Source organism: Stenotrophomonas sp. Iso1 (genome assembly GCF_027497995.1).
In the GTDB taxonomy this organism is placed as follows: domain Bacteria; phylum Pseudomonadota; class Gammaproteobacteria; order Xanthomonadales; family Xanthomonadaceae; genus Stenotrophomonas.
Window position 1 is genome coordinate 1,987,421 of the sequence record NZ_JAODBT010000001.1, and the last position, 20,718, is coordinate 2,008,138.

Annotated in this window: 12 protein-coding genes; 5 read left to right on the plus strand and 7 right to left on the minus strand. The window is 60.7% G+C overall.

The window, feature by feature from the left end; all coding sequences use genetic code 11:
• Window positions 1-304 precede the first annotated feature (304 nt).
• The 4 genes from PAN08_RS08790 to PAN08_RS08805 all read right to left on the minus strand — a co-directional run bounded on the left by PAN08_RS08790 (window position 305) and on the right by PAN08_RS08805 (window position 6,533).
• Window positions 305-2,974, minus strand: coding sequence for a TonB-dependent receptor (locus PAN08_RS08790; RefSeq protein ID WP_269791057.1), 2,670 nt, complete (start codon window positions 2,972-2,974; stop codon window positions 305-307).
• 66 nt (window positions 2,975-3,040) lie between these two features.
• Complete coding sequence (locus PAN08_RS08795) at window positions 3,041-4,258, minus strand: MFS transporter (protein ID WP_269791058.1); 1,218 nt, start codon at window positions 4,256-4,258, stop codon at window positions 3,041-3,043.
• 22 nt (window positions 4,259-4,280) lie between these two features.
• Window positions 4,281-5,222 (minus strand): carbohydrate kinase family protein, encoded by a 942-nt coding sequence (locus tag PAN08_RS08800; protein WP_269791059.1) that lies wholly within the window; start codon window positions 5,220-5,222, stop codon window positions 4,281-4,283.
• A gap of 60 nt (window positions 5,223-5,282) precedes the next feature.
• A complete protein-coding gene (locus PAN08_RS08805) occupies window positions 5,283-6,533 on the minus strand; it encodes an ROK family transcriptional regulator (protein ID WP_269791060.1) in 1,251 nt (416 codons plus the stop codon).
• A gap of 129 nt (window positions 6,534-6,662) precedes the next feature.
• Between PAN08_RS08805 and PAN08_RS08810 the strand changes: the two genes are divergently transcribed.
• A complete protein-coding gene (locus PAN08_RS08810) occupies window positions 6,663-8,531 on the plus strand; it encodes a glycoside hydrolase family 9 protein (protein ID WP_269791061.1) in 1,869 nt (622 codons plus the stop codon).
• 144 nt (window positions 8,532-8,675) lie between these two features.
• Here the strand turns inward: PAN08_RS08810 and PAN08_RS08815 are convergent, their stop codons facing one another.
• On the minus strand, window positions 8,676-11,219 hold the full coding sequence (locus PAN08_RS08815; RefSeq protein WP_269791062.1) for a methyl-accepting chemotaxis protein: 2,544 nt from the start codon (window positions 11,217-11,219) through the stop codon (window positions 8,676-8,678).
• A gap of 224 nt (window positions 11,220-11,443) precedes the next feature.
• Here PAN08_RS08815 and PAN08_RS08820 point away from each other — a divergent pair, with 224 nt between their 5' ends.
• From PAN08_RS08820 to PAN08_RS08830, 3 genes are all read left to right on the plus strand, one after another.
• Window positions 11,444-11,680, plus strand: coding sequence for a TOBE domain-containing protein (locus tag PAN08_RS08820; protein WP_269791215.1), 237 nt, complete (start codon window positions 11,444-11,446; stop codon window positions 11,678-11,680).
• Window positions 11,681-11,782: 102 nt separating this feature from the next.
• Window positions 11,783-12,595, plus strand: coding sequence for a nucleotidyltransferase domain-containing protein (locus PAN08_RS08825; RefSeq protein ID WP_269791063.1), 813 nt, complete (start codon window positions 11,783-11,785; stop codon window positions 12,593-12,595).
• A gap of 92 nt (window positions 12,596-12,687) precedes the next feature.
• A complete protein-coding gene (locus PAN08_RS08830; protein WP_269791064.1) occupies window positions 12,688-13,665 on the plus strand; it encodes a DUF2268 domain-containing putative Zn-dependent protease in 978 nt (325 codons plus the stop codon).
• 152 nt (window positions 13,666-13,817) lie between these two features.
• On the opposite strand, the gene PAN08_RS08835 is transcribed toward PAN08_RS08830, so the two are convergent.
• The gene (locus tag PAN08_RS08835; RefSeq protein WP_269791065.1) at window positions 13,818-14,993 is read right to left on the minus strand and encodes an OsmC family protein; all 1,176 of its coding nucleotides are present in this window, start codon (window positions 14,991-14,993) and stop codon (window positions 13,818-13,820) included.
• 301 nt (window positions 14,994-15,294) lie between these two features.
• Here PAN08_RS08835 and PAN08_RS08840 point away from each other — a divergent pair, with 301 nt between their 5' ends.
• Entirely contained in the window at window positions 15,295-18,078 is a 2,784-nt protein-coding gene (locus PAN08_RS08840; protein ID WP_269791066.1) for a TonB-dependent receptor, read from the plus strand.
• A 105-nt stretch (window positions 18,079-18,183) separates the two neighbouring features.
• Here the strand turns inward: PAN08_RS08840 and PAN08_RS08845 are convergent, their stop codons facing one another.
• Window positions 18,184-20,514: a TonB-dependent receptor gene (locus tag PAN08_RS08845; RefSeq protein WP_269791067.1), complete on the minus strand. Its 2,331-nt coding sequence runs from the start codon at window positions 20,512-20,514 to the stop codon at window positions 18,184-18,186.
• Window positions 20,515-20,718: the final 204 nt, after the last annotated feature.

Genomic DNA, 20,718 nt, shown 5'->3' on the forward strand with positions numbered 1-20,718 from the left:
GCCCCGCGCAAAGCCGACCTTCGTGCCACGGAATGCTCGGCAAGGCGCTGAGCGAATTTACGAAGGGTGGTGATTGCAGCGAGGTGGATCAACGCGTCGCAATTCCATAGCACTGTGACCGCACAGCCGCTCAACCCAACGGTGCGCACATCGAGAGCGGGGTTGGTACGCCGATGCTGCAATTACTCGACCCGCGACGATTGCACCGCAACACCTCACACGGAAGCAGAAACGGAAAAACCGCCCTTGCAGGCGGTTTCCGAAAGCAGTCGATGGCCGTGTCAGCCCATCGGCAACAACCTCATCAATAGTCGAAGCGGACGCGCAGACCGACCGTGCGCGGGTCGTTCCAGTAGGCACGGATGAAGCCACCCGCATCGTCAGCCCAGTTCTTGCTCATCTTGTCGGTGGCGTTGAGCACGTACAGCTCGGCGCGCCAGAACGACGGCGATTGCAGGCTCAGGCTCGCATCGACGGTGGCATAGGCTTCCTGTGCATCGGAGACGTGCGCGTTGTCCAGGTTGCGCAACGTGAAGTACATCTTGTCCTGCCACTTCACGTTGAGCCATGGCACCAGCTCATAGCCGTTGCCGAACTTGAACGTGTGCGACACGTTGACGCCAGCGGTGAACTTCGGCGTCATCGGCAGATGGTTGCCGGTGATGTCGTAGATCTGGCGGCCGGCCAGTGTCGGGTCCGAGCCGGTGTACGGATCCGGGCAGGGCACCGCGCCGAATTCTTCGCGCACGCCGCAGTTCCACTCGTCGCTGAAGGTCGGGTAGTCCTTGATCTTGCTGTTGATGTACGAGAAGAAGCCGCCGATGCGGGTGTTGGGCGTGGGCAGGTAGTCCACTTCCACTTCCAGGCCCGGGATGTTCACGACACCCACGTTGACGGTCTGCCACTTCTTGACCACGTCGCAGGTCGGGTCCCAATCCGGGCACGGCTCGTTGACGTGCACCTTGGCGGCGAAGAAATCGCCGGTGACCTGCATGTCCTTGTAGCGGCTGTAGAAGGCGGTGACCGACAGGCTCATGCGCTTGTCCAGTAGCAGGCCCTTGTAGCCGATTTCCAGGTTGGTGACGGTTTCCGGCCGGTACGGGAAGAACGTGTACTGCGGGCCGGCAGGACCGTCCACGCAGACCTTGCCGTCGCAGATATCGTCCTTGTCACCGAAGCCGCCCGCCTTGTAGCCGCTGGACAATGAGGTGAACAGGATTTCGTCGTCGGAAAGATCCTTGGTCAGGCCCAGGCGATAGGTGAACTTGCGCCAGGAAGCGGCGTTGGCGTTTTCGGCCGGCGGTCCCCATAGCTTGTAGGCGTCTATGCCGCCGAACGGTCCCATCTTCTCGGTCAGATCACGGCCGTTATGCGGGCGGAAGCCCGGCTCGCCCGGCGTACCCGGGTTGTACAAGCCGTTGTAGTACGCCGTGGAGGTGCTGTCCCAACCGCCATAGACCTGACCACCATGGTCGGTCTTGGAATCGCGGCTGTAGCGTCCGCCGATCGTTGCGGTCCAGGTCGGCGCGAAGTGCCAGTCCGCCTGCGAGAAGATCGCCTTGGCATCGATCTGACGATCGGGCTGGTGATAGAACTGGCTGATCGGGTAACCGAACGGCGCGTTGACCAGCATTTCCTGCGCGTAGTTGATGGCGTTCTTTTCGCGCATCCAGAACAGGCCGGATACCAGATTCAACCGTTCGCTCTGATGCTTGAACTGCAGTTCGTGGACGAACGACTTGTACTTCGAATCCAGGGTGATGGAGGTGTTGTCACGCACCGGCCAGACGCCCCAGTCGCCGTCCGCCGTCACCGGCAAGGTGGCGGTGACCTGCGATGGAATCTCGTGATAGCCGCCGTCATCGTCGGAGATCTGGAACCGCTTCTGCGTGGCGAGGGCGACGCTGTACTCGATGCTGTTGGTGTCGCTCAGGAACCAGTTGAGGTTGGAGCGCAGCGTGTCGATGGACATGTCGGTCCTGCCGGGCACGTTGATCTTGACGTCCCACTTGCCGCCTTCGCAGGCGAAGCGCGTGCCGGCCGCCTGATCGCAGTCCTTCATGCCGACTTGGCCAGCACCGGAGTTCTGGAACTTCTCATAGGCCAGCAACCACTCGACGTTCTCGGTGAAGGCGAAACGTGCGGCGATGCGCGCGGCCCACTCGTCGCGGTTGTAGTAATAGTCGCTGCGCGAGACCTTCTTGTTGCGGCGCTGGTCCACATCCGGAATGCCGTCGGCGATGAAGCCGCGCTCGGGGATGTCGACATCGGTGAAGTCCTGCTTCTGGTCGATCCAGCCATCACGCTCGACCTTGGTGGCGGACACGCGCAAGGCAAAGCGCTCGCTCACCGCGAAGTTCTGAATCAGGTTGAGCTGGCGCAGGTTGTAGCTGCCCAGTTCCACTTCGGTGCTGCCGAACGTGGAATCAAAGCGCGGCTTGGCCGGGATGATGTTGATGCTGCCGCCGGTGGAGTTGCGGCCAAACAGCGTGCCCTGCGGGCCACGCAGCACTTCGACCTGGTCCACGTCGAACATCAGGGCCAACGCGCCCTGCGGACGCGGCGAGTACAGGCCGGCCACATGCAGGCCCACGGCCGGATCGCCGATCTCGGTGAAGTTGTTGGCGCCGATACCGCGGATGCTGACCTGCACGCCGGAATCCGGGCCGGAAGCGATCTGCAGATTCGGCATGCTGCCGGACAGGCCACGCACGTCGCGGATGCCTTCGCGGGTCAACGCTTCCTGGGTGACGGCGGTGACGGTGACCGGGGTCTTCAGCAGGTCCGATTCAACGCGGGTGGCGGAAACGCGTACGGTTTCCAGCGTGGTCTGGGCCTCGCCGGTGTTGGTTTTTTTCGCTTCTTCCGCCGTGCTGGATTGCGCCAGCACCGGCGCGGCGGTACAGCTGATCAGTACCGCTGCCACCGCGGCGGCGAGGCCGGTCGGTCGAACAGCGCTGGGATGCTTCTTCATCATTGGCTCCTGTTTGTACGGCGACTCGGGCCGGTGGCCCGTGCAGTGGCTGGTGCAGTTGCCCGATCAGGGCGAGGCGGGGGTGTTCTTCCTGGAGTACACGGTCTGGTTGCGCACCAGCGGCCTAGCCCAGGCACTGACGCTGAGGATGTAAAGCAGGGGGATGAAAACCAGCGACAGGCCAATACGCAGGCCCCAGTAGTCGGCGACGAATCCAATCAACAACGGCACGATGGCGCCGCCGAGGATGCCGCTGCACAAGATTCCCGAGAACGCGCCGTGGTGCTGACTGACCGAATTCAGCCCGAGCGAGAAAATCACCGAGAACATCACCGACAAGAAAAAGCCTGCAGCGGGGAAGGCGAGAAGAGAGATGGCTGCAGGGCCAAAAAGAGCGAAAGCGAGGCTGGCGATGGCAAGCGTGGAGAACAGCGCCAGCACCAGTTTTGAATCCAGCAGTTTCAGCAGGCCCAGGCCGGTCAAACAGCCCAGTGACATCAGGCCCCAGAAACGGCTGACGGCGATGGCGCCTTGTTCAGTGGCCGACAACCCGTGGTAGCTGTGCAGGAACTGCGACATCCAGTTGGCGATGGACTGCTCGGTGCCGACGTAGGCAACGATGGCCAGGAAGAACAGGCGCACATCGCGGCGCTTCAGCAGGCTGCGATACGCATCGCGGCTGCCGGCACGTTCGTCTTCCTTCAGTTCCACCCTCGGCAGCGGCAGCTTGTAGTTGAGCAGGGCCAACAGCACGAACGCAGCGGCGAAGTACCAATAGAAGTTCAACCAGGCCAGCGATTGGCCGTCCATGCCCGGGCGTTGCATGTAATAGCGGAAAACCAGCGGGCTGAGAAACGACGCCAGCCCGAACACCAGCTGCGCCATTACCGAGAAGAAGGCGAAATGCTGCTCGCCACCGGCGGTGCGCATCAGTGGATTGATCACCACCTGCAGCAAGGCCATGCCCAGGCCGATGACGAACAAACCGGCTATCACCGAGAAGTAGCCCGGTATCAGCGCGATGGCCAGCGCGCCGATGAAGTTCAGTGCGAAGGCGGTGAACAAGGTGAAGCGCGTGCCGCGTATTTCAATCAGCAAGCCGCCTGGTATCGAGATCAAACCGTAGGCCAGGAAGAACGAGAATGGCATGAAGCCGGCCATGGTCAGGCTCAGCTTGAAATCCTGGATGGCGATGGGCATCAGCGGCCCGATCAGGTTGGTGATGAAGGAGATTGCGAACCAGATCAGGAGGATGTAACTGATGATCAGCGGGCGGTGCTTCATGGTCGCTTCTCCGGGCTCAGAGTTACGGCTGCAGACAATGGGAGAGTTCGCCTGCGGCGATGCTCTTGCGCGGGAAGCGGGGCAGGATCGCGGCGGCGGTTCGGCAACCGGCAGCAAGTGCGTCGTGCAGGTTCGCCTGGTTCAAACGCGCCGCCAGATAGCCGGTGTTGAAGCTGTCGCCGGCGCCTACGGTGTCGAAGATCTCAGCGGTTACTTCGGTGGCGAAGTGAACGCTCTTGCCATCAACGTGGCCCAGCGCACCGGCGGCGCCCAGCTTCACGATCAGGTTGGCGCCGGGTTTGAGCAGGCTGGCGACACGCTGCACGGCAAGCTCCAGATCCTGGTTGCCGGCGATGCTCATCACCTCCAGCTCGTTGACCAGCAGGTGGTCGCAATGGCGCAGCCAGCTTTCGACTTCCTGATGCACCTGCGGGGTCCAGCCTTCCGGCGGCCAGCCGGTATCCAGCGCTACTTGATAGCCGCGAGCCGAGGCTTCGGCCAGCAGCTGACTGAACTGGCTGCGCAGGTCGGGCAGCAGGAATGGGGCGGTGAACAACGCAATGCTGCCGGCGGCTGCCTGGGGCAGGTGCGCCAGCACGAAGGCGGGGGTCAGGTGCTGCAGATGCCCGCAGCTGGTGAAGAAGGTGCGCTCGCCATCGGCGTGCATCAGGCCGACCGACATGGTGGTGTCGCTGGCGCAGGTCTGCAGCTCGACGCGGATGCCGGCCAGCTGCAGCAGCAGCCACTGGGCCAGGTCATCGTCGCCGATGGCGCCGATCAGGCGCGGGCTCAACCCGAGATGGCGGGCGGCGAGGGCGGAGTTGGCCGCCGAACCACCGGCACGCAGCTCGCTGCGAGGCAGCAACTGTTCGGTGCCGACCTTGGGCCAACCGTCCAGCGTGCCCAAAACCAGGTCCACGCTGACGTCGCCGATGATGCTGAACTGGGGCTGATCGTGCTTCATGGGGCGACTATAGTCACCCCGATTCGGCACTGTCAATAAAAATATCCAATGGAAGTTTAATTAAATGCGACGCCCTCCAAAGGACGTGCGATGGCCGAGCAGTTCGGCGGCTAGGGCCTCGTCGCTGTCGTCCTTGCGCACGCCTTCCAGGCGCGGGGACAGCAGCTCGTGGATGGGCAGCACGGCGGCGCCGAGCAGGGAGCAATCCTCCTCACGCAGCGAGATCATGATGCGTGGCAGCTCCGGATCGGGACGACCGCGTACCGAGCGGTGCAGAGGCTGGGCCAGATCGACCAGGCGCTGGACCAGCTTCTGCGGCGCCGATCCGCCAATGACGATGGTCTGCGGATCGAGCATGTTCTCGATCATGCAGAGGGCATCGCGCAGGCGCTGCGCAGCCTGCTGGCACCACTGCTGCAGCGGTTGGTCGTTGGGGTCGTCTAGCCGGTCGAGCAGGTCCGGCGTGCGGATCTGTCCATCATCCAGTCCCAGCGCCTCGGCCAGTGAATGCAGCGACAGGTAGCGCTCAAGGCAGCCCTGATTGCCGCAATAACAGGGCGTGCCGCCGGGCACGACCGGCACATGGCCGATCTCGGTGGCGTTGCCATCGGCGCCGCGATAAGTGTTGCGACCCACGATCAGCGAGCCGCCCAGGCCCACGCTCAGGTGCAGATAGAAGAAGTTGTCCAGGTGCCGGGCGACGCCGTACAAGGTCTCGCCGAGTGCGCCGGCGACGCTGTCGACGCTATGGAACAGGGGCAGGCCGGTGGCTTCCTGCAGCTGGTCGAGGATGGACAGGTCCTTCCAGCCTTCCAGTGCGGTGGGGCCGACAAAACTCAGCTCGGTATCGCCCAGCGGGCCCGGCAGGGCCACGCCGATGCCCCAGAGCCGCGCGTTGGCTTGCCGGCGCAGCTTAGCGACCAGCTCCAGCAGGCCGGCCAGTAACTGCGAGCGATCACAGCCCTGCAGCTGCACTTCGCAGCGCGCTTCGATCTGGCCGAGCAGGTTGACCAACGCGCCAGTGGCGCGGCCCGGTTCCAGGCTGATGCCAATGGATTGGCCAGCGTCGGGATTGATCTCGAAGGCAATGGGCGGCTGGCCGCGCGTTTTGAGGTCTTTCTGCCGGCGCGAGACGATCAGGCCGATCGACTCCAACTCATTGGTGATGTTGGCCACCGTCTGCGGGCTGAGCGAAACCTTTTCCTGGATGTCCTTGCGCGAGGCCGCGCCGTGCTGGCGGATGAAATCCAGCACGAGGCGGCGGTTGTAGGGGGCGCTGGATTGCTGGGTGGCGCCGCGGCCAATGTTCATAGGCGTTGAAACCGATTGAGCGTAGGGGAGGGGGTATCTGTATTATTCATACATCCACGTGAAGTATTTATTGACGGCGCGTGACGGTATGGCTAAGTTTCGATCCCTAGTCTATCCGGAACCGTGCCGATGACCTCTTTGCCGCATTCCCGCAAGACCGGAGTTCAAGTAGTCGCCGCGCTGACGCTGGCGTTGTCGACCCTGCTGCACGCACCGCCTGCCATTTCGGCGGCGTCCCCGACGCCAACGACCACCGTGTCGGTGAGCCTGCCCACCGAGCCACTGCTGGTGCAGATCAACCAGGTAGCGCTGGAACGGCACGGCCCGAAGCGGGCGATTGTCGAATATGCGGGCGAAGCCGGAGAGGGCAGCTACACCGTGCTGCGTGATGGCAAGCCGGTACAAAGCGGCGATCTGCAACCGCTGCAGCCGTTCGCCGAGTGGAGTCCGGGCAAGCGCTATTTCAGCGTCGACTTTTCGGATGTCGAGCAGAGCGGCCAGTACCAGGTAGATGTGCGCATCGGCAAACAGCATGCAGTGTCGGCACCGGTGCCGGTCCGCGACAACGCAGCTTTCGCCACGACCGGCGCGCAGCTGCTGGGCTACTTCCACCGCAGCCGCCACACCGATGCCGCCGACCGCGACCTGCGCATCTTCGAGACCTCGCGCAAGGTGAATGTCTGGGGCGGTTGGCAGGATGCCGGCGGCGACAAGGGCAAGTACCTGTCGCACCTGGGCTACGCAAATTATTTCAATCCGCAGCAGGCCTCGATGGCGGCCTGGGTGCTGGCCTATGGCGCGCATGCACGCAAGCCGTTGTTTGCCGCGCAGGGACTGCAGACGCAGGTGGAAGACGAAGCATTATGGGGCGCGGATTATCTGCATCGCACGCTGGATGCGGAGGGCTACTTCTACACCACGGTGTTCGACCAGTGGGGCACGCCGGGCGTGGAGCGCATGGTCACCGGTTATGAAGGCTCGGCCGGAACCTTCACCACCTTGTATCGCTCGGCATTCCGCGCAGGGGGCGGCATGGCGATTGCCGCATTGGCGCGCGCCTCAATGCTGGCCAAACAAACCGGACGTCATGGTGAATTCGACGGGGCGAGTTATCTCGCCGATGCGCAGCGCGCCTATGACCACCTGCGCAAGTTCAACCCGCAGTACTGCGCCGATGGCAAGGAAAACATCATTGATGACTACACCGCGCTGATGGCACTGGTGGAGTTGCACAACGCCACCGGCGAACAGCGCTATCTCGACGACGCACGCACGCGAGCAACGAGTCTGATGACACGTCAGCAGGCCGATGGTGGCTTCATCAGCGATGGCGGAAGTCGTCCTTACTACCATGCCGCCGAAGCGGGCCTGCCGGTCATCAGCCTGTCGGCCTATGTCGATATCGAAACCGATCAGGCGCGGCGTGAGCGCGCATTGGGCGCCATCGGTTCGGCACTCAAACACGAATTGGCCATCACCCAGTCCGTCGCCAACCCTTACGGCTACGCTCGCCAGCGCTTCCAGCTGACGCAGGACGGAAAGGCTGCAGGCGAGGTGCTGGAAGGATTCTTCATCCCGCATCGCAATGAAACCGGCTACTGGTGGCAGGGCGAAAGCGCGCGACTGGCGTCGCTCAGTGCGGCCATGGTCATCGGCGGGCGCAAGCTGGCCGCGAACGGCAAGGCGGGATATGGCTTGACTGCCGACCAGGCCGGCTATGCGCAGAGCCAGATCGACTGGACCCTGGGCCGCAACCCTTACGGTATCTCCATGCTTTACGGCTTTGGTCAGAAGAATCCGCCCACCGTGCTGGAAAGTGCGGGTGAGATGTTCAACGGCGGCATCTCCAACGGCATCACCGGTGCTCCGGGTAGCGATACCGGTGCCGGCATCAGCTTTGCGCCCGGCCCGGATTCAGAACAATGGCGCTGGGTGGAGCAGTGGATTCCACATACCACCTGGATGCTGTTTGCGGTCGTGGCGATGAGTGAGGATTGAGACAAAACTGGGCGGGCATACGGCGCTCGACTGGAGGTTCGGCCTTGCAACTCTGCGGGCAGTGCCCGCACCGCGGCTGAAAATTTTTCAAATTGCTTTGCTTTCTCAGTCGCCGGCCGGGCCCTACGCGCATAGGGTGGCTACTTAGGTGTTAACTACCAATCTAAGCGCATCGTTTCCCGACGTCATCGGTCCTGTAGCGTGAGTGCGGAACACGGAGACTGTTTCGACCAAATGGTTCGCTTGATCCTCCATCGAACGCGCAGCGGCGGTAGCTTCTTCCACGAGAGCGGCATTCTGCTGAGTGGTTTCGTCCATCTGCATTACCGTCTGATTAACTTGTTCGATCCCAGAGCTCTGTTCCTGGGACGCGGAGCTGATCTCGGCCATGATGTCGGTAACTTGCTGCACTGAGCTGACAATTTCCCCCATGGTTGCGCCGGCCTTTTGCACTAGAGCCGCACCTTCTGACACCTTTTCAACGGAATTTTCAATCAAGCCCTTGATCTCCTTTGCAGCGCCAGCCGAACGTTGAGCTAGTGTGCGTACTTCTGAAGCAACCACGGCAAAGCCGCGGCCTTGTTCGCCAGCCCGCGCCGCTTCCACTGCAGCATTGAGTGCAAGGATGTTGGTCTGGAAGGCAATGCCGTCGATGACACTAATGATGTCTGCGATTTTTCTTGAAGAAGTTTCGATGTCACCCATGGTGATCACGACTTGCCCAACGACCTGTCCACCCTGCGAGGCAACACCGGCAGCGCCTTGGGCAAGTTGGTTCGCTCGACGGGCGTGTTCCGCATTCTGACGCACAGTGGAAGTCAGCTCTTCCATCGAGGCTGCCGTTTCTTCCAGATTCGCTGCCTGTTGTTCGGTGCGGCGGGACAAGTCATTGTTGCCGGTAGCAATCTCGTTGGCGGCAAGGTTGATCGCTGAGGCGGAGTGCTGGATGCGTCCAACGATGCTGGTCAGCTGGCTTACCGTTGCGTCGGCATCATCCTGCATGCGTGCGAACACGCCGTGGAATTCACCGTGCATGCGCACGGTGAGATCGCCGCGTGCAATGGCTTGCAGCAGGTTGGAGACCTCCGAGAGATTGCCATCGGTGGTGTCCATTAGGTGATTCAGGCTCACGACCATCTCGCGGAAGTCGTGTTGATAGCTATCTACCTCGCCACGCTGAGTGAAGTCTCCCTGCGCAGCAGCGGTAGCAAGGCGCTTGATCTCACCGTTGATGGCACACAAACTGACTTTGACCGCATCTACTGCATCGGTCAGCACCTTTTTTTCGCCGGGCAACCGTTCAATATCGACACTGAGGTCGCCCAGCGAGTAGCGCTTGATAACATCCAGAGCGGAGACGATCAGGCGCAGGTGCGAGGCTACCAGTGCGTTGTTTTCCTTAACCATCACGCCGTAGTCGCCAGGAAAGATGGTTTCGTCCATGCGATAGCTGATAGTGCCGGCTTCATGCTGCTGTGCCATCTCGCGTTGCGCTGCGATCACGGCCTGTAGCTGCGTTTGCATGCGTTGCATTGAGGACAACAACGCGCCCATTTCGTCGTCGCGCTGGATACGGATCCTATTGTCCAGCTTGCCGGCGGCGATATCGTCCGAGACACGTACAGCCTCGCCAAGCGGGGTGAAAACAAAGCGGCGCAACAGGATGTACAAGGCTCCACAAAGCAGTAACGCAGCTATCAGGCCGACTGCGGCGATGGTCCACAACAGTGCTCGCGCCTGTTCCATCAATAGTGCACGTGGGACGACAATGCCGAAAGCGAATGTCGGGCCGGTATCGCCGATCTTCAGAGGGACATAGGTCTCCACCACCTCCTGATCGAGTGCTGCATCGTGGCGCTGCTCGAAAGCGATGTTGCCTTTACTGATTTGCGCGAGGATGGCGCGGGTTTCGGCATCGTCGGCCTTGCTCCCAACCCGGGCTGGATCTCGGTCAGCGATAATGGTGCCGGCCGGCGAAAGCAGGCGAACGTAACCCTGCTGCATCGGATGCATTTGCGAGAGCCGCTCTTGCAGGGACTGCAGAGCAAAATCTACCGTGGTCACCCCAAGGAATCGATCATTCTCGATGATCGGCATAGCCAAGGTGGTCATCAATACCTTTTTACCGCCGATCTCGTAGCTATAAGGCTCCAATACGGCAGGTTTAAGTGTCGAACGAGGCTGCAGATACCAATCACCGTTGCCCGGGACTTCGTAATCGCGCAGGGCTTCCTGTACCGGTTGACCATTCTGCCAGGCCCAGTAGCTCATGAAACGGCCGGTCTCATCATGACCCTCAGCATTGGTGAATTCTGCATCCTTCCCATCGAATGCGTCTGCTTCCCAAAGAGTTCCCACGCCTATCCATTGCGAATTGGCCTGCAGCTGCTGCTGGATCATGCGCGAAGCGCTTTGACGGGTAAGTGCACCGTCCTGGCGCAGACTCAGGAAGTTGCCGGCCAGGATCTGATCTGACTCGAAGCCGCGACCGAGTTCGGCCGAAATGCGTTGTGCCTCAAGGTTAGCCATATTCTCCAGCGTTGCACGCGAAGAAGACATCAGAGCATCGCTGCTGCGCAGGTAGATGAATAGCGCGGTCAGGCCGAAGGCGAATGTTGCAACCAAAGCAGTCCCCAGCATGAGGCGCATGGCGATGCTGCGGGTGAGGGAACGTCGAAGAGAAGACATTGCTGCTACCGGCTGGGATGGAGGAATGGGTTGATCCATCAGTACATCGGCAGAAGCTGGTGAGGCTTGAGCGGAAAGCCGCAGCGATACCTCCTACGGGGACGGTATGGAGGCTTTCAGGGTGCCGGGGGGCCGTTGCTCTGGAGAGAGAAGGATGCTAAGGAAGACCGAAGAAACGAGTCCCCGGCAAGCAGGCGTTCGCCTTGGTCAAGGGGTCATAGGCTATCGTTGCCAATGTTGTCAAAGGGGCGCGCTATTCGGCTCGAAACTGCCTGACTGGAACCGTCGAGCGCATCAGCCAGGGCCCAGTGAACGATGAGATCGTGCTGGATGTCGGCAATGGCTGTTCTGTAGTGGCAATCATCACCCGCCAAAGCACACAGGCACTGGAGTTGAAGCCGGACGGAAAAGCGACCGCGCTGTTCAAGGCGTCCAGCGTGATCGTCGGCGTGCCGGGTTGAGCTGATCCGTCGGTTGTTGCGGTGAAAATGCAAAGGCTTGATGCTGCAGGTATGGGCCGTTCTCAACATAGAAGGTATTCCGCGAAAGAGGCGCGGACACATATGCAGGCAGCCAGCATCCCCAAAACCCACGCATCATTTCTGCACCGTGCGCTTCCTCTACTTCAGGCCGATACGCGCATCGTCGGCGTTGCCGCCGCCGGTTCATACGCAAATGGCAAGATGGACGAATTCAGCGATCTGGATATGGTCATTGCCGTGGACCCTTCCTGTATAGCAGCGGTGATGGACGAGCGGCACCGCATCGCGGCCGAGTTGGGGCCATTGGTAGCAGCGTTCACCGGTGAGCATGTCGGCGAGCCACGGGTCCTCATCTGCCTGTATGACGGGGAGGACGGCAACGCACCGCTTCATGTGGATCTCAAGTTTGTTTCACTTTCCGACGTCGCCACCCGCGTGGATGACCTGCTCGTACTTTGGGAGCGTGATGGTCAACTGAGCCGGGCACTGCAGGCCGAAGTGCCTCACTTTCCGGCCCCGGACCTGCAGTGGATCGAAGATCGCTTCTGGGTGTGGATCCACTACGCGGCGCTGAAAATCGGGCGCGGCGAGCTGTTCGAGGCGGTCGATTTTCTTGCGTTTCTGCGTGCTCGGGTACTCGGGCCACTCATACTCGTTGAAGCTGGAGCACAACCAGCAGGCGTGCGCCGCGTTGAAACGGCGGCGCCATTGCGTGCGGCACAGCTTCAGTGCACCGTGGCTGCCTATAATGCTGTTTCATGTATCGGTTGCCTCCATGCAGCCGTCGAACTGTATCGCGCGCTTCGGGGCTCGGCAGGCAAGGGGGATGTGGTTGCCAATGAAGCAGCGGAGAGTACGGCAATGGCCTATTTGGCAGGCGTGGTTGCGCGCTGATAGTTTGTTCAAGCCACAGCGGCTTCGTGGATCGGCACCGAATGCCCGGCCGTAATGTGATCAGCCCTGAATTGCCTTTGGAGAGGTTTCGCATGTCGTCTTCCCCGCACTTGCCTGTCGCTGCTTTTGCTCGAGTTGTTCGCCGGTGTCTGCCACGCGCAGCATCGAATGGCGTCAAGGTTTTGGGGCTTGGGTCCGTGCTGTCGATACTGGCCTTTTCAGTGTGCGCTGAGCCGCTGGTAAGCACCCGCGATGTCGAGCGGTTCTACGCAATCTACGATGCCGCCGATGGAAAGCCGACGGCCGAACAGCTGCAGCGCGACTATCTGGATCAGGGCACTGATGGCCTGAAACACTTTGCCAGCATCCGCAAGATCACCGGTGAACGCATCGCCAAGGCCATCAACGACCGGCCTGAAATCTACGTGCGTGCACGCGAATGCGTTGCGGCATTGCCCGCTGCCAAGGTGCGCGTGGGTAGCGCATTGAATCGTTTTTCCGAGCTGTATTCAGAGGCACAATTTCCGCCCGTTACGATCTCGGTGGGGCGCGGCCGACCGGTGGCGGTTGCCGGCCCGAATGACGGCATCAACATCGGGTTGGAGGCGTTGTGTGCAACCACCTTCATCAATCCAAATGTCGAGGACCGTCTGGTCCGCGTCATGGTTCACGAGTTCATCCATGTTCAACAGAACCCGGAACTGACCGACAAGGAGAATCCCACGGTTCTTGATTTGTCGGTTGTCGAAGGCTCGGCCGAATTTGTGACGGAGTTGCTCACCGGTGATGTCGCCTACGCTTACATGGCTGACCTGGTGAAGGGAAAGGAGCGGGATATCGAGACGAGATTCCAGGCGGAGATGGCTTCCACCGATCTGTCGAACTGGCTGTACAACTCCACCGCCACCAATCCGCAGGACCTGGGCTACTGGGTCGGCTACCGGATCTCCAAGGCCTACTATTCCAACGCCAAGGACAAGCGCAAGGCGCTGCAGGAACTCATCACGATGCGTGATGCGCGAACGATACTGGACAGTAGTGGATGGAAGCCGGGAGTTGAAATCGAGTGAGGCTCGCGGCGTTTGCTGGTGTCAACCAACGCTGATCCTTGTCGATAAGCCGATTGAACGGACGAACTGGAATCAGACCAAGTGCCATGGAATGCCATGGCACTTGCCGTGAGCTGTTTACGCGAGCGGGCGCGTAACTGCGCCTCACTTCATCAGCTGCCTGTGCTGCCCGTGTACGCACCATGGACAACGCTGCCTTCCAGCGTCTGCTCATCCTTGATCAGGTTGTACAGCGGGCAGGTTTCTTCGACGGCATCGCGCAGCGCGAGGATTTCCTGCTCAGAGGCGGGCGACTCGATTCGTGCCTTGTAGTGGATGTTGCGGAAGTGCGCGGGGCTGCTGACGTTCTTGCCGAAACGCGGGGTCAGCTCGGCATCGGCGGTGACTTCCAGCGAATCGAGCAGTACGTTGCGGGCGCCTGCCTGCACTTCGAAGATGTGGGTGGGGCAGGTGGTGGTGACGCCGATCAGGTGTTCTTCCACGGTCGGCGCCAGTCCATAGCCGAGCAGGCCCGGTGCACTGTCGTGCAGTTGCAGGTGGTAGCCATCCTTGCCGATGAACACCTGACGCAGGCCGGTATGCGGTTCGACGTGTGCACGCGCGACCAATGTTTCGGGCGTAGCGGCCTTGCCGGAAGCGGCTTCCCGCTGTTTGGCCAGCACCGCCGGGCGCTTCTCCTGGGTGATGAAGTCGCGCAGACCCGGCGGAAGGCTTGGATCACGCGTTGCCGGGGTGTGGATGTACTCAACTTCGATGCGGCTGATCTGCTGCGGCTGTGTCACCAGATTGATCGCCGAGGATCGCTCGTGGACGGTGTGCTTGAGCGTCTGCAGCTGTGAGTCGGTGGCCGGCGAATCGATGTAAGCCACATAGGAAAGATTGTTCGGGTAGCTGAGGTTCTCGCTCTTTCGCTTGGGAATGCTGGTGAACACCACATCCAAGCCGTCGATGGGAATGTTTGCCAATGCTGCCTGCACCAGGTACTCGTCGGCGATGGCGCTGGAAAGGACGCCTACCAATGAATCCCAGGAACCGGCGCCGAGGTTGTAGCCGGCGTAGTCACGACCACTGTCGCTGAGGTACTGGAACGCGCCGGTTGGCCCGATGCGCAGGCGTCGCACACCGGAACGGCTTTCAGCGGTGACCTTGGTGTGGATCGGCGTCGGTACACCTTCCTGCGTTGACTGTGTCTGGATCGCGCTCTTCTTCGCCGTCAGATAGTCACGAAGGGGAGTGGCTGAGGTTGCTGCCGACGCGGAAGGCAACAGCAGGGCCGTGGAGAGGACGGTGGTGGTGAGAGCAAGAAGCAGGGGACGAGCGATGGACATGAGAAGCAGGACTCCGCTACAGGCCGGGTGGCCGGGAAGACTGCCGACTCTCGGCGTTGTATCGGGAGTGTACAAATAGCCGATGGTGATGCCGTGATTACCGCGCCCAGAGATGACGTTCGCGACCTGGCTGATGCCTGCTGCCCCTTATGTCCTCATTCGATGCAGTCATTATTCACTGTGAAAGTGAACTCCTAGCATCCGTCGCTCACCCACAGTCGAGGAAGTGCGCCGAATGCAGTACAGCCCAATGCGTCATCGTGTTTCCAACAATCCCCTTGTCGTGGGGAAGATCACTCGCATGCCGGCGCGCTCTTTCCTTGCATGCACGATCATCGCCACGCTCGCTGGCGCATTGATTCCCGGGCAAGTGCATGCGCAGTCCAACGAACAACTTCAGCGCGAAAATTCGCAGCTGAAAGCGGAGATCGCACGTTTGCGTCAGGCCGCTGGATTGCCCTTCGAAACGGCTGCCACGCCGCAGGATGTGGCGCCTCCGCAGGAAGAGCCATCCCGCGCTGTCGCCGCGTCCGGAGTGGGTGATGCGGCACTGCTGGACGCGGTGATCGTGAAGAGCGAACAGATCAAGGAAAAGCCCGCGTCAATTTCTGCCGTCACCGGCGAGGAGTTGGAGAAATTCCACGTCAACAACTTCCGGGACATCGTCAACCGGCTCGGAAACGTGCGTACTTCATGGCAGAACCCCAATACGGCGTCGATCTTCGTGCGCGGCGTGGGCTGGGCTGCCGGTGCGGGTGTGCTCGAACCCAGTGTCGGTGTCAGTGTCGACGGTGTCGGTCACGGCATCAACGCGATTTCGGCCTTGAGCAACTACCTGGACATCGAGTCGGTGCAGGTCGTGCGCGGCCCCAACGGTACCGAAGGGGGCCGCGCTGCCAATGTGGGCCGCGTCGAGATCACCACACGCAAACCCAGCTTCAGCCCGGAGGCGCGCGCCGCCATCACGCTGGGGGAACGCAACACCACCATCGCAACCGCCGTGGTGGGTGGGGCGATCGTCGATGAAACGCTGGCCTACCGTTTGAGCGTCAATCGCGAAACCGCCGATGGCCCCTACGACAACGCCAACGACACGCATTACAGCTGGCGCAACACTGACCGCACCAACGTGCGCGCGCAGTTGTTGTTCACACCAACGGATCGGGTGGAAGCCAACCTCTCGATTGATGTCACGCCCAAGGGCCGGGAGATTTGCGAGAACTGCTTCTGGTTCAATACCAAGACGCCGCCCAACTATGACTGGACAAACGCAGCTACCGGAAAGCCGGGCTTGGTAAACTACGCCGAGGACGTGTTCGGCAAGTTGCAGCGTCGCTGGTTCGCGCAGAACAGCAGCTACACCATCGACGACTACTACCGGCCGCGCGTCAACACCATTGGCGAGTACCCGAACACCTACAAGACGGCTGGTGTCACCGCCAACGTGACCTACAAGCTCAGTGACACCACCACGCTCACCTCGATCACCGGCTGGCGTGACTACGATTTCTCACAGGGCGCGGGCTCGCATACCGGTTTTGAATGGCTGCGTGCGCCGCGAGGTACCCAGACCAGCTTCGAGCAGCTGAGCCAGGAATTACGGCTGGACACGAAGTTGAACGATGCGTTGAGCCTGCGCGTCGGCGGCTTCTACTTCCACGGCAAGTTCCCCAACTACAGTCAGACCGAACGCTATGGCACCGATGCCGGCGCCTACTACGCCAACGCCGCGCAGTATGCGCTGTTGGATCCGATCAATCCTTCCTTGCCGAATGCGGTGAATGCTGCTGGCCGGCAGCTACTGTTCAACTCGTTGTACGGCATGGTCACACAACGCAAGGAGCGTTACGACAACAAGTCGCTGGCGGCGTACTCCAACCTCACGTGGGAGGCCACCGACAATCTCAGCGTCAACGCCGGCCTGCGCGTCAGCCGCGAGACACGCAACACCAGCGCAAGCAATGGCGTCCTTGCCGATGGCTACGCCGCCGAGCTCAACCCAGCCAAGGTCAACAACGTGGTGTACAACGGCTTCGCTAACGATTCGCTTGGCAACCTGGCTGCCGGCAACTCGGCTGCGCAGCTGGCACTGGCCGATCTGGTGGCGCAGAAGTACTTCGGCGTCGCCAGTTATGGTGTCTTGAGCGGAACGCAGCGGCAGCAGGTGGCGGCAGCCAAGGCGATTCGTGCCGGCCGTATTGGCAGTTCCTACCTCAGCATCGCTGCGCCGGAGTACCAGGAAACGCTGGTCAGCGGCGTGCTTGGCCTCAACTATCGGATCAACGACGCATTGACTGTGTACGGTTCTTACCGCTACGGCGAGAAGCCTGGCATCACGCAGATCGTGGGTGCCACCGCGCTGGGCGGAAAGGCATTGGCGGCCAAGGCCGAATCCACCCAGGCCTGGGAACTGGGTTTCAAATCGCTGTTGTTCAACAACACGCTTTCGTTGGCCGGCACGCTGTTCCTGCAGAACATCGATGACTACATCCAGAACACCTTTGTCTACGACGAAGTACAGACGGCACTGAACAACGATGGCAAGCCGGCCTACAGTGCCGCGCTTGGCAACGTACCCAAGGTGCGGACGCAGGGCCTGGAACTGGACGTTGCCTACTTCGGCATCCCGTACACCACGCTGCGCTTCTCCGGTGCGTACACGGATGCGACGTATCGAAAGTTCCCGTTTGCACCGAACCCGGCCGAACTGGGAGGCAGCAATCCGGCCGGTCCGTATTACGACGCAAGTGGCAAGAGCCTGCCGGGTGCACCGAAGGTCAGCGGCAACCTGTTCGCCGACTTCTCCTATCCGCTGGGGCAGGTGTGGGCGCTGCAGTCCAACGTGAACTACAACTACCAAAGCAGCTACTACACCGACACGTTGCTGTCGCGTTATGCAAAGACCGACCCGCTGGGCACTACCGATTTCTCGATTGGCCTTGGCCGTCAGGATGGACGATTCGCGATCAGCCTGGTCGCCAAGAATCTGTTCGACCAGGACACCGGCGTGCCGCTGACCTGGAACTCGTACAAGCCCGGCATTCCGCGCTGGTTGGGCGTAACGGTGCAGGCGTCGCTGTACTGAAATGGCATTGACGAAGGCGCTGCTGGAGTTTTCCAGCACGGGGGAGGGAAGCCCGCATGTGTGCGGGCTTCCTTCTATGCCGGCCAATGAGCTGTCTGCAGTCGTTTAAAGGCGGATGGTCACCCCGATCTGGAAAGCACGCCCCGGCAATGGCGCGATGTATTTCAGCGGGGAGTTGTGCGGACGGGCATCGGCGTCAAGCAGGTTGGAGCCATTGAGGAACACCTCGATTCCAGTGACGTACGAACTCCATGGACGGAACTGGCGGCTTATCTGGAAGTCCACCATGTTGAAAGCATCCAGCGGAACTTCCTCGCTCACATTCTTTCCGAGGTACTTCTGCTTGTCGTAGTAGGTGCTGGATACGCCAGCCCTCCAGTCTGCCTTCTGCCAGACAATGTTCGCACCATAGCGGTTGGTTGGCATGCCGGGGAGATACTGTCCGTCGTTGTGTGCGCGCAGTGAGTCAGGACGGTCCGCCCTGTTCTTTACCAGGTCGGAAAACGCGGAAAGATTGAGTGCCCCGTAGCGGCCAAGATCCAATGCCTGGGACACCCCGACCTCGAATCCCTTGACGGTCGTGTCAGTCTGCTTCCAGTACTTCAAGGGCAAACGATTGGCAGTCTGCAGGCCCGAGCTGCCCTGATAGAGGTAGTTTTCGTACCTCATGACATAGCCCGTTGCGGACATGTCGAAACCACGGTTGTTGAACAGCAGGGTAAATTCGGCATTCCGCGCGCGTTCGGCCTTCAGGTCCTGATTTCCCTCCTCTTGAGCCATGACCGAATAGTGGGCGTTGCTTGCGTACAACTCATTCACGTCCGGTGCCCGTTGCGATGAGGAGTAGCGGGCCTTCACGCCGAACAGCCTGCCGAGTTCAACGAAACCGCCGACGTTGTAGCTGTTGAGGACGAAGGATCTGTCCTCAAGTTTCGAATTGGCACCATTGCGTGCGATCTTGAAGGCACTTTTCCGGATGTCGTGTTCCACACGTTCATGCCGGAAGCCGGCATCGAATGACGCTCCGTCGAAGTCGAGCGTCTCCTTCAGGAAGACCGCATTGGTTACGGTCCCCACATCGGGCAGATAGCGCAGTGAGCCACTGCCAGTGACATCCCGCGACCGATGGCTCACACCCACCAGACCGCTGACAGGCCCCATGCGCCGGTGATCAAGTACGACCTCTGCCTGATAGGTATCAAAGCTGTATTCATTGGCCTTCGTTGCGCCCAGCAGTTCTCCTGAGGTGTTGCTCACGTGCGACACGCGCAACTCGGCGCTTTCAAAGAAAGGAATCGGATCGAGGAGATTGGCTTCAACGGTGTACTTGTTCTGCTTGAGCACCACACCCACGGGGCGGCCTTTCTCGTAGTTCGAGCCGAAGGAGAGGTTCTCCATCGAAAACCCCGGAACCCCGTACTCGCTGTCCTTGGAGTCCACGCTGATGCCGACGTAACCGCGGTCGAAGAAGTAGGTCGAGCCTGCCGCGAGGTGTGAATTCCTGAAGTAGCTATTCCCGAGCGTGCCGCGGTAGTTCGGCGTGACGTCCCGGTTGATCTTGTTCTGGATATACGACGGCGTGCCTGCCACGTAGGCGGGGTTTGCGGGATTCACATACGTCTTTCCGCGCCAGACCGACGATGGGTTGTTCGTATAGAACGAAAAAGCACCATCCGCCCAGTCCGGGTTTTCGGTCATGAATTGATCAATGTAGGGCTGCGACGCTTTGTTATAGATCTGTTGAATCCTTGCTTCCTTCTGGCAAGCGTCGGCCAAGCCACTGTTGATCCCGCCTGCAGGCGGGAACAACTGGCTGTCGCACACACTGGCCTTGCTGTTGCCGGGGATGTCGTAGTGCGAGATCCGTTGATGCGAGATCTGCAGATTCGTCGAGATGTTCCGCTGGTTGTTGAAATTCATGCGGAAGCCTTGGGCATCGGCAGCGTTGATGCCTTGCCGGAGCACCAGCTCCATCTCCTGGTCCGTGTCTTCCATCTTCCTGGAGAGGATTCCGGAGTCGACATCGACACTGCCACCGATCGCGTTTCCGCCATGGCGGACGGTATCCGAAGACTTGTTCACGCTGACGCTTCGCACAAAGAGCGGATCGAAGGGGATGGCGATGTCACCGCTGAGCGCGTTCAAGCCTTGGATGGACTGACCGTCTTCCAGGACCTGCACGCGGTTGCCGGTCAGGCTGCGGATGACGGGCGCGCCGGCGTTGGGCCCGAAGGCACTGCTCTGCACCCCCGGGACACGCTCCAGCATGCCGCCCAACGTCCTGTGCTGTGCATGTGCGTTCCCGACGATAACGATGCTGTCGATCTTTGATGCCTTGTCTGCCCTGACTTTGACCGTCGGCAGGGTCGTGTCGTCCGCCGCATGGACGTTCTGGACGCTGAGAAGCACTGCAGCAGCGAGTAGGTGTTGACGCATTGGTTGCCCCCTTGAGAGTAAATGGAATGTTATAACGTAACTATTAGGTGTCGCAATGGGCGGATCGCCCGCCGCAGGGGAGGCCAAGCCTCGTAGGCGCGGCCGCCTTTTTGGGGGCGACAGGGCGATCGACCTGCTGCGAGAATCCCTGTCCGTAGACGCACTGGGCTAAGTGGGTTTCGCGCCCGTAGCTTTAGCCCCATG

Excerpts from the sequence above, each read along its gene's own strand:
- PAN08_RS08790 (WP_269791057.1), bottom strand. The coding sequence starts at position 2,974 with ATGAAGAAGCATCCCAGCGCTGTTCGACCGACCGGCCTCGCCGCCGCG.
- PAN08_RS08795 (WP_269791058.1), bottom strand. The coding sequence starts at position 4,258 with ATGAAGCACCGCCCGCTGATCATCAGTTACATCCTCCTGATCTGGTTC.
- PAN08_RS08800 (WP_269791059.1), bottom strand. The coding sequence starts at position 5,222 with ATGAAGCACGATCAGCCCCAGTTCAGCATCATCGGCGACGTCAGCGTG.
- PAN08_RS08805 (WP_269791060.1), bottom strand. The coding sequence starts at position 6,533 with ATGAACATTGGCCGCGGCGCCACCCAGCAATCCAGCGCCCCCTACAAC.
- PAN08_RS08810 (WP_269791061.1), top strand. The coding sequence starts at position 6,663 with ATGACCTCTTTGCCGCATTCCCGCAAGACCGGAGTTCAAGTAGTCGCC.
- PAN08_RS08815 (WP_269791062.1), bottom strand. The coding sequence starts at position 11,219 with ATGTCTTCTCTTCGACGTTCCCTCACCCGCAGCATCGCCATGCGCCTC.
- PAN08_RS08825 (WP_269791063.1), top strand. The coding sequence starts at position 11,783 with ATGCAGGCAGCCAGCATCCCCAAAACCCACGCATCATTTCTGCACCGT.
- PAN08_RS08830 (WP_269791064.1), top strand. The coding sequence starts at position 12,688 with ATGTCGTCTTCCCCGCACTTGCCTGTCGCTGCTTTTGCTCGAGTTGTT.
- PAN08_RS08835 (WP_269791065.1), bottom strand. The coding sequence starts at position 14,993 with ATGTCCATCGCTCGTCCCCTGCTTCTTGCTCTCACCACCACCGTCCTC.
- PAN08_RS08840 (WP_269791066.1), top strand. The coding sequence starts at position 15,295 with ATGCCGGCGCGCTCTTTCCTTGCATGCACGATCATCGCCACGCTCGCT.
- PAN08_RS08845 (WP_269791067.1), bottom strand. The coding sequence starts at position 20,514 with ATGCGTCAACACCTACTCGCTGCTGCAGTGCTTCTCAGCGTCCAGAAC.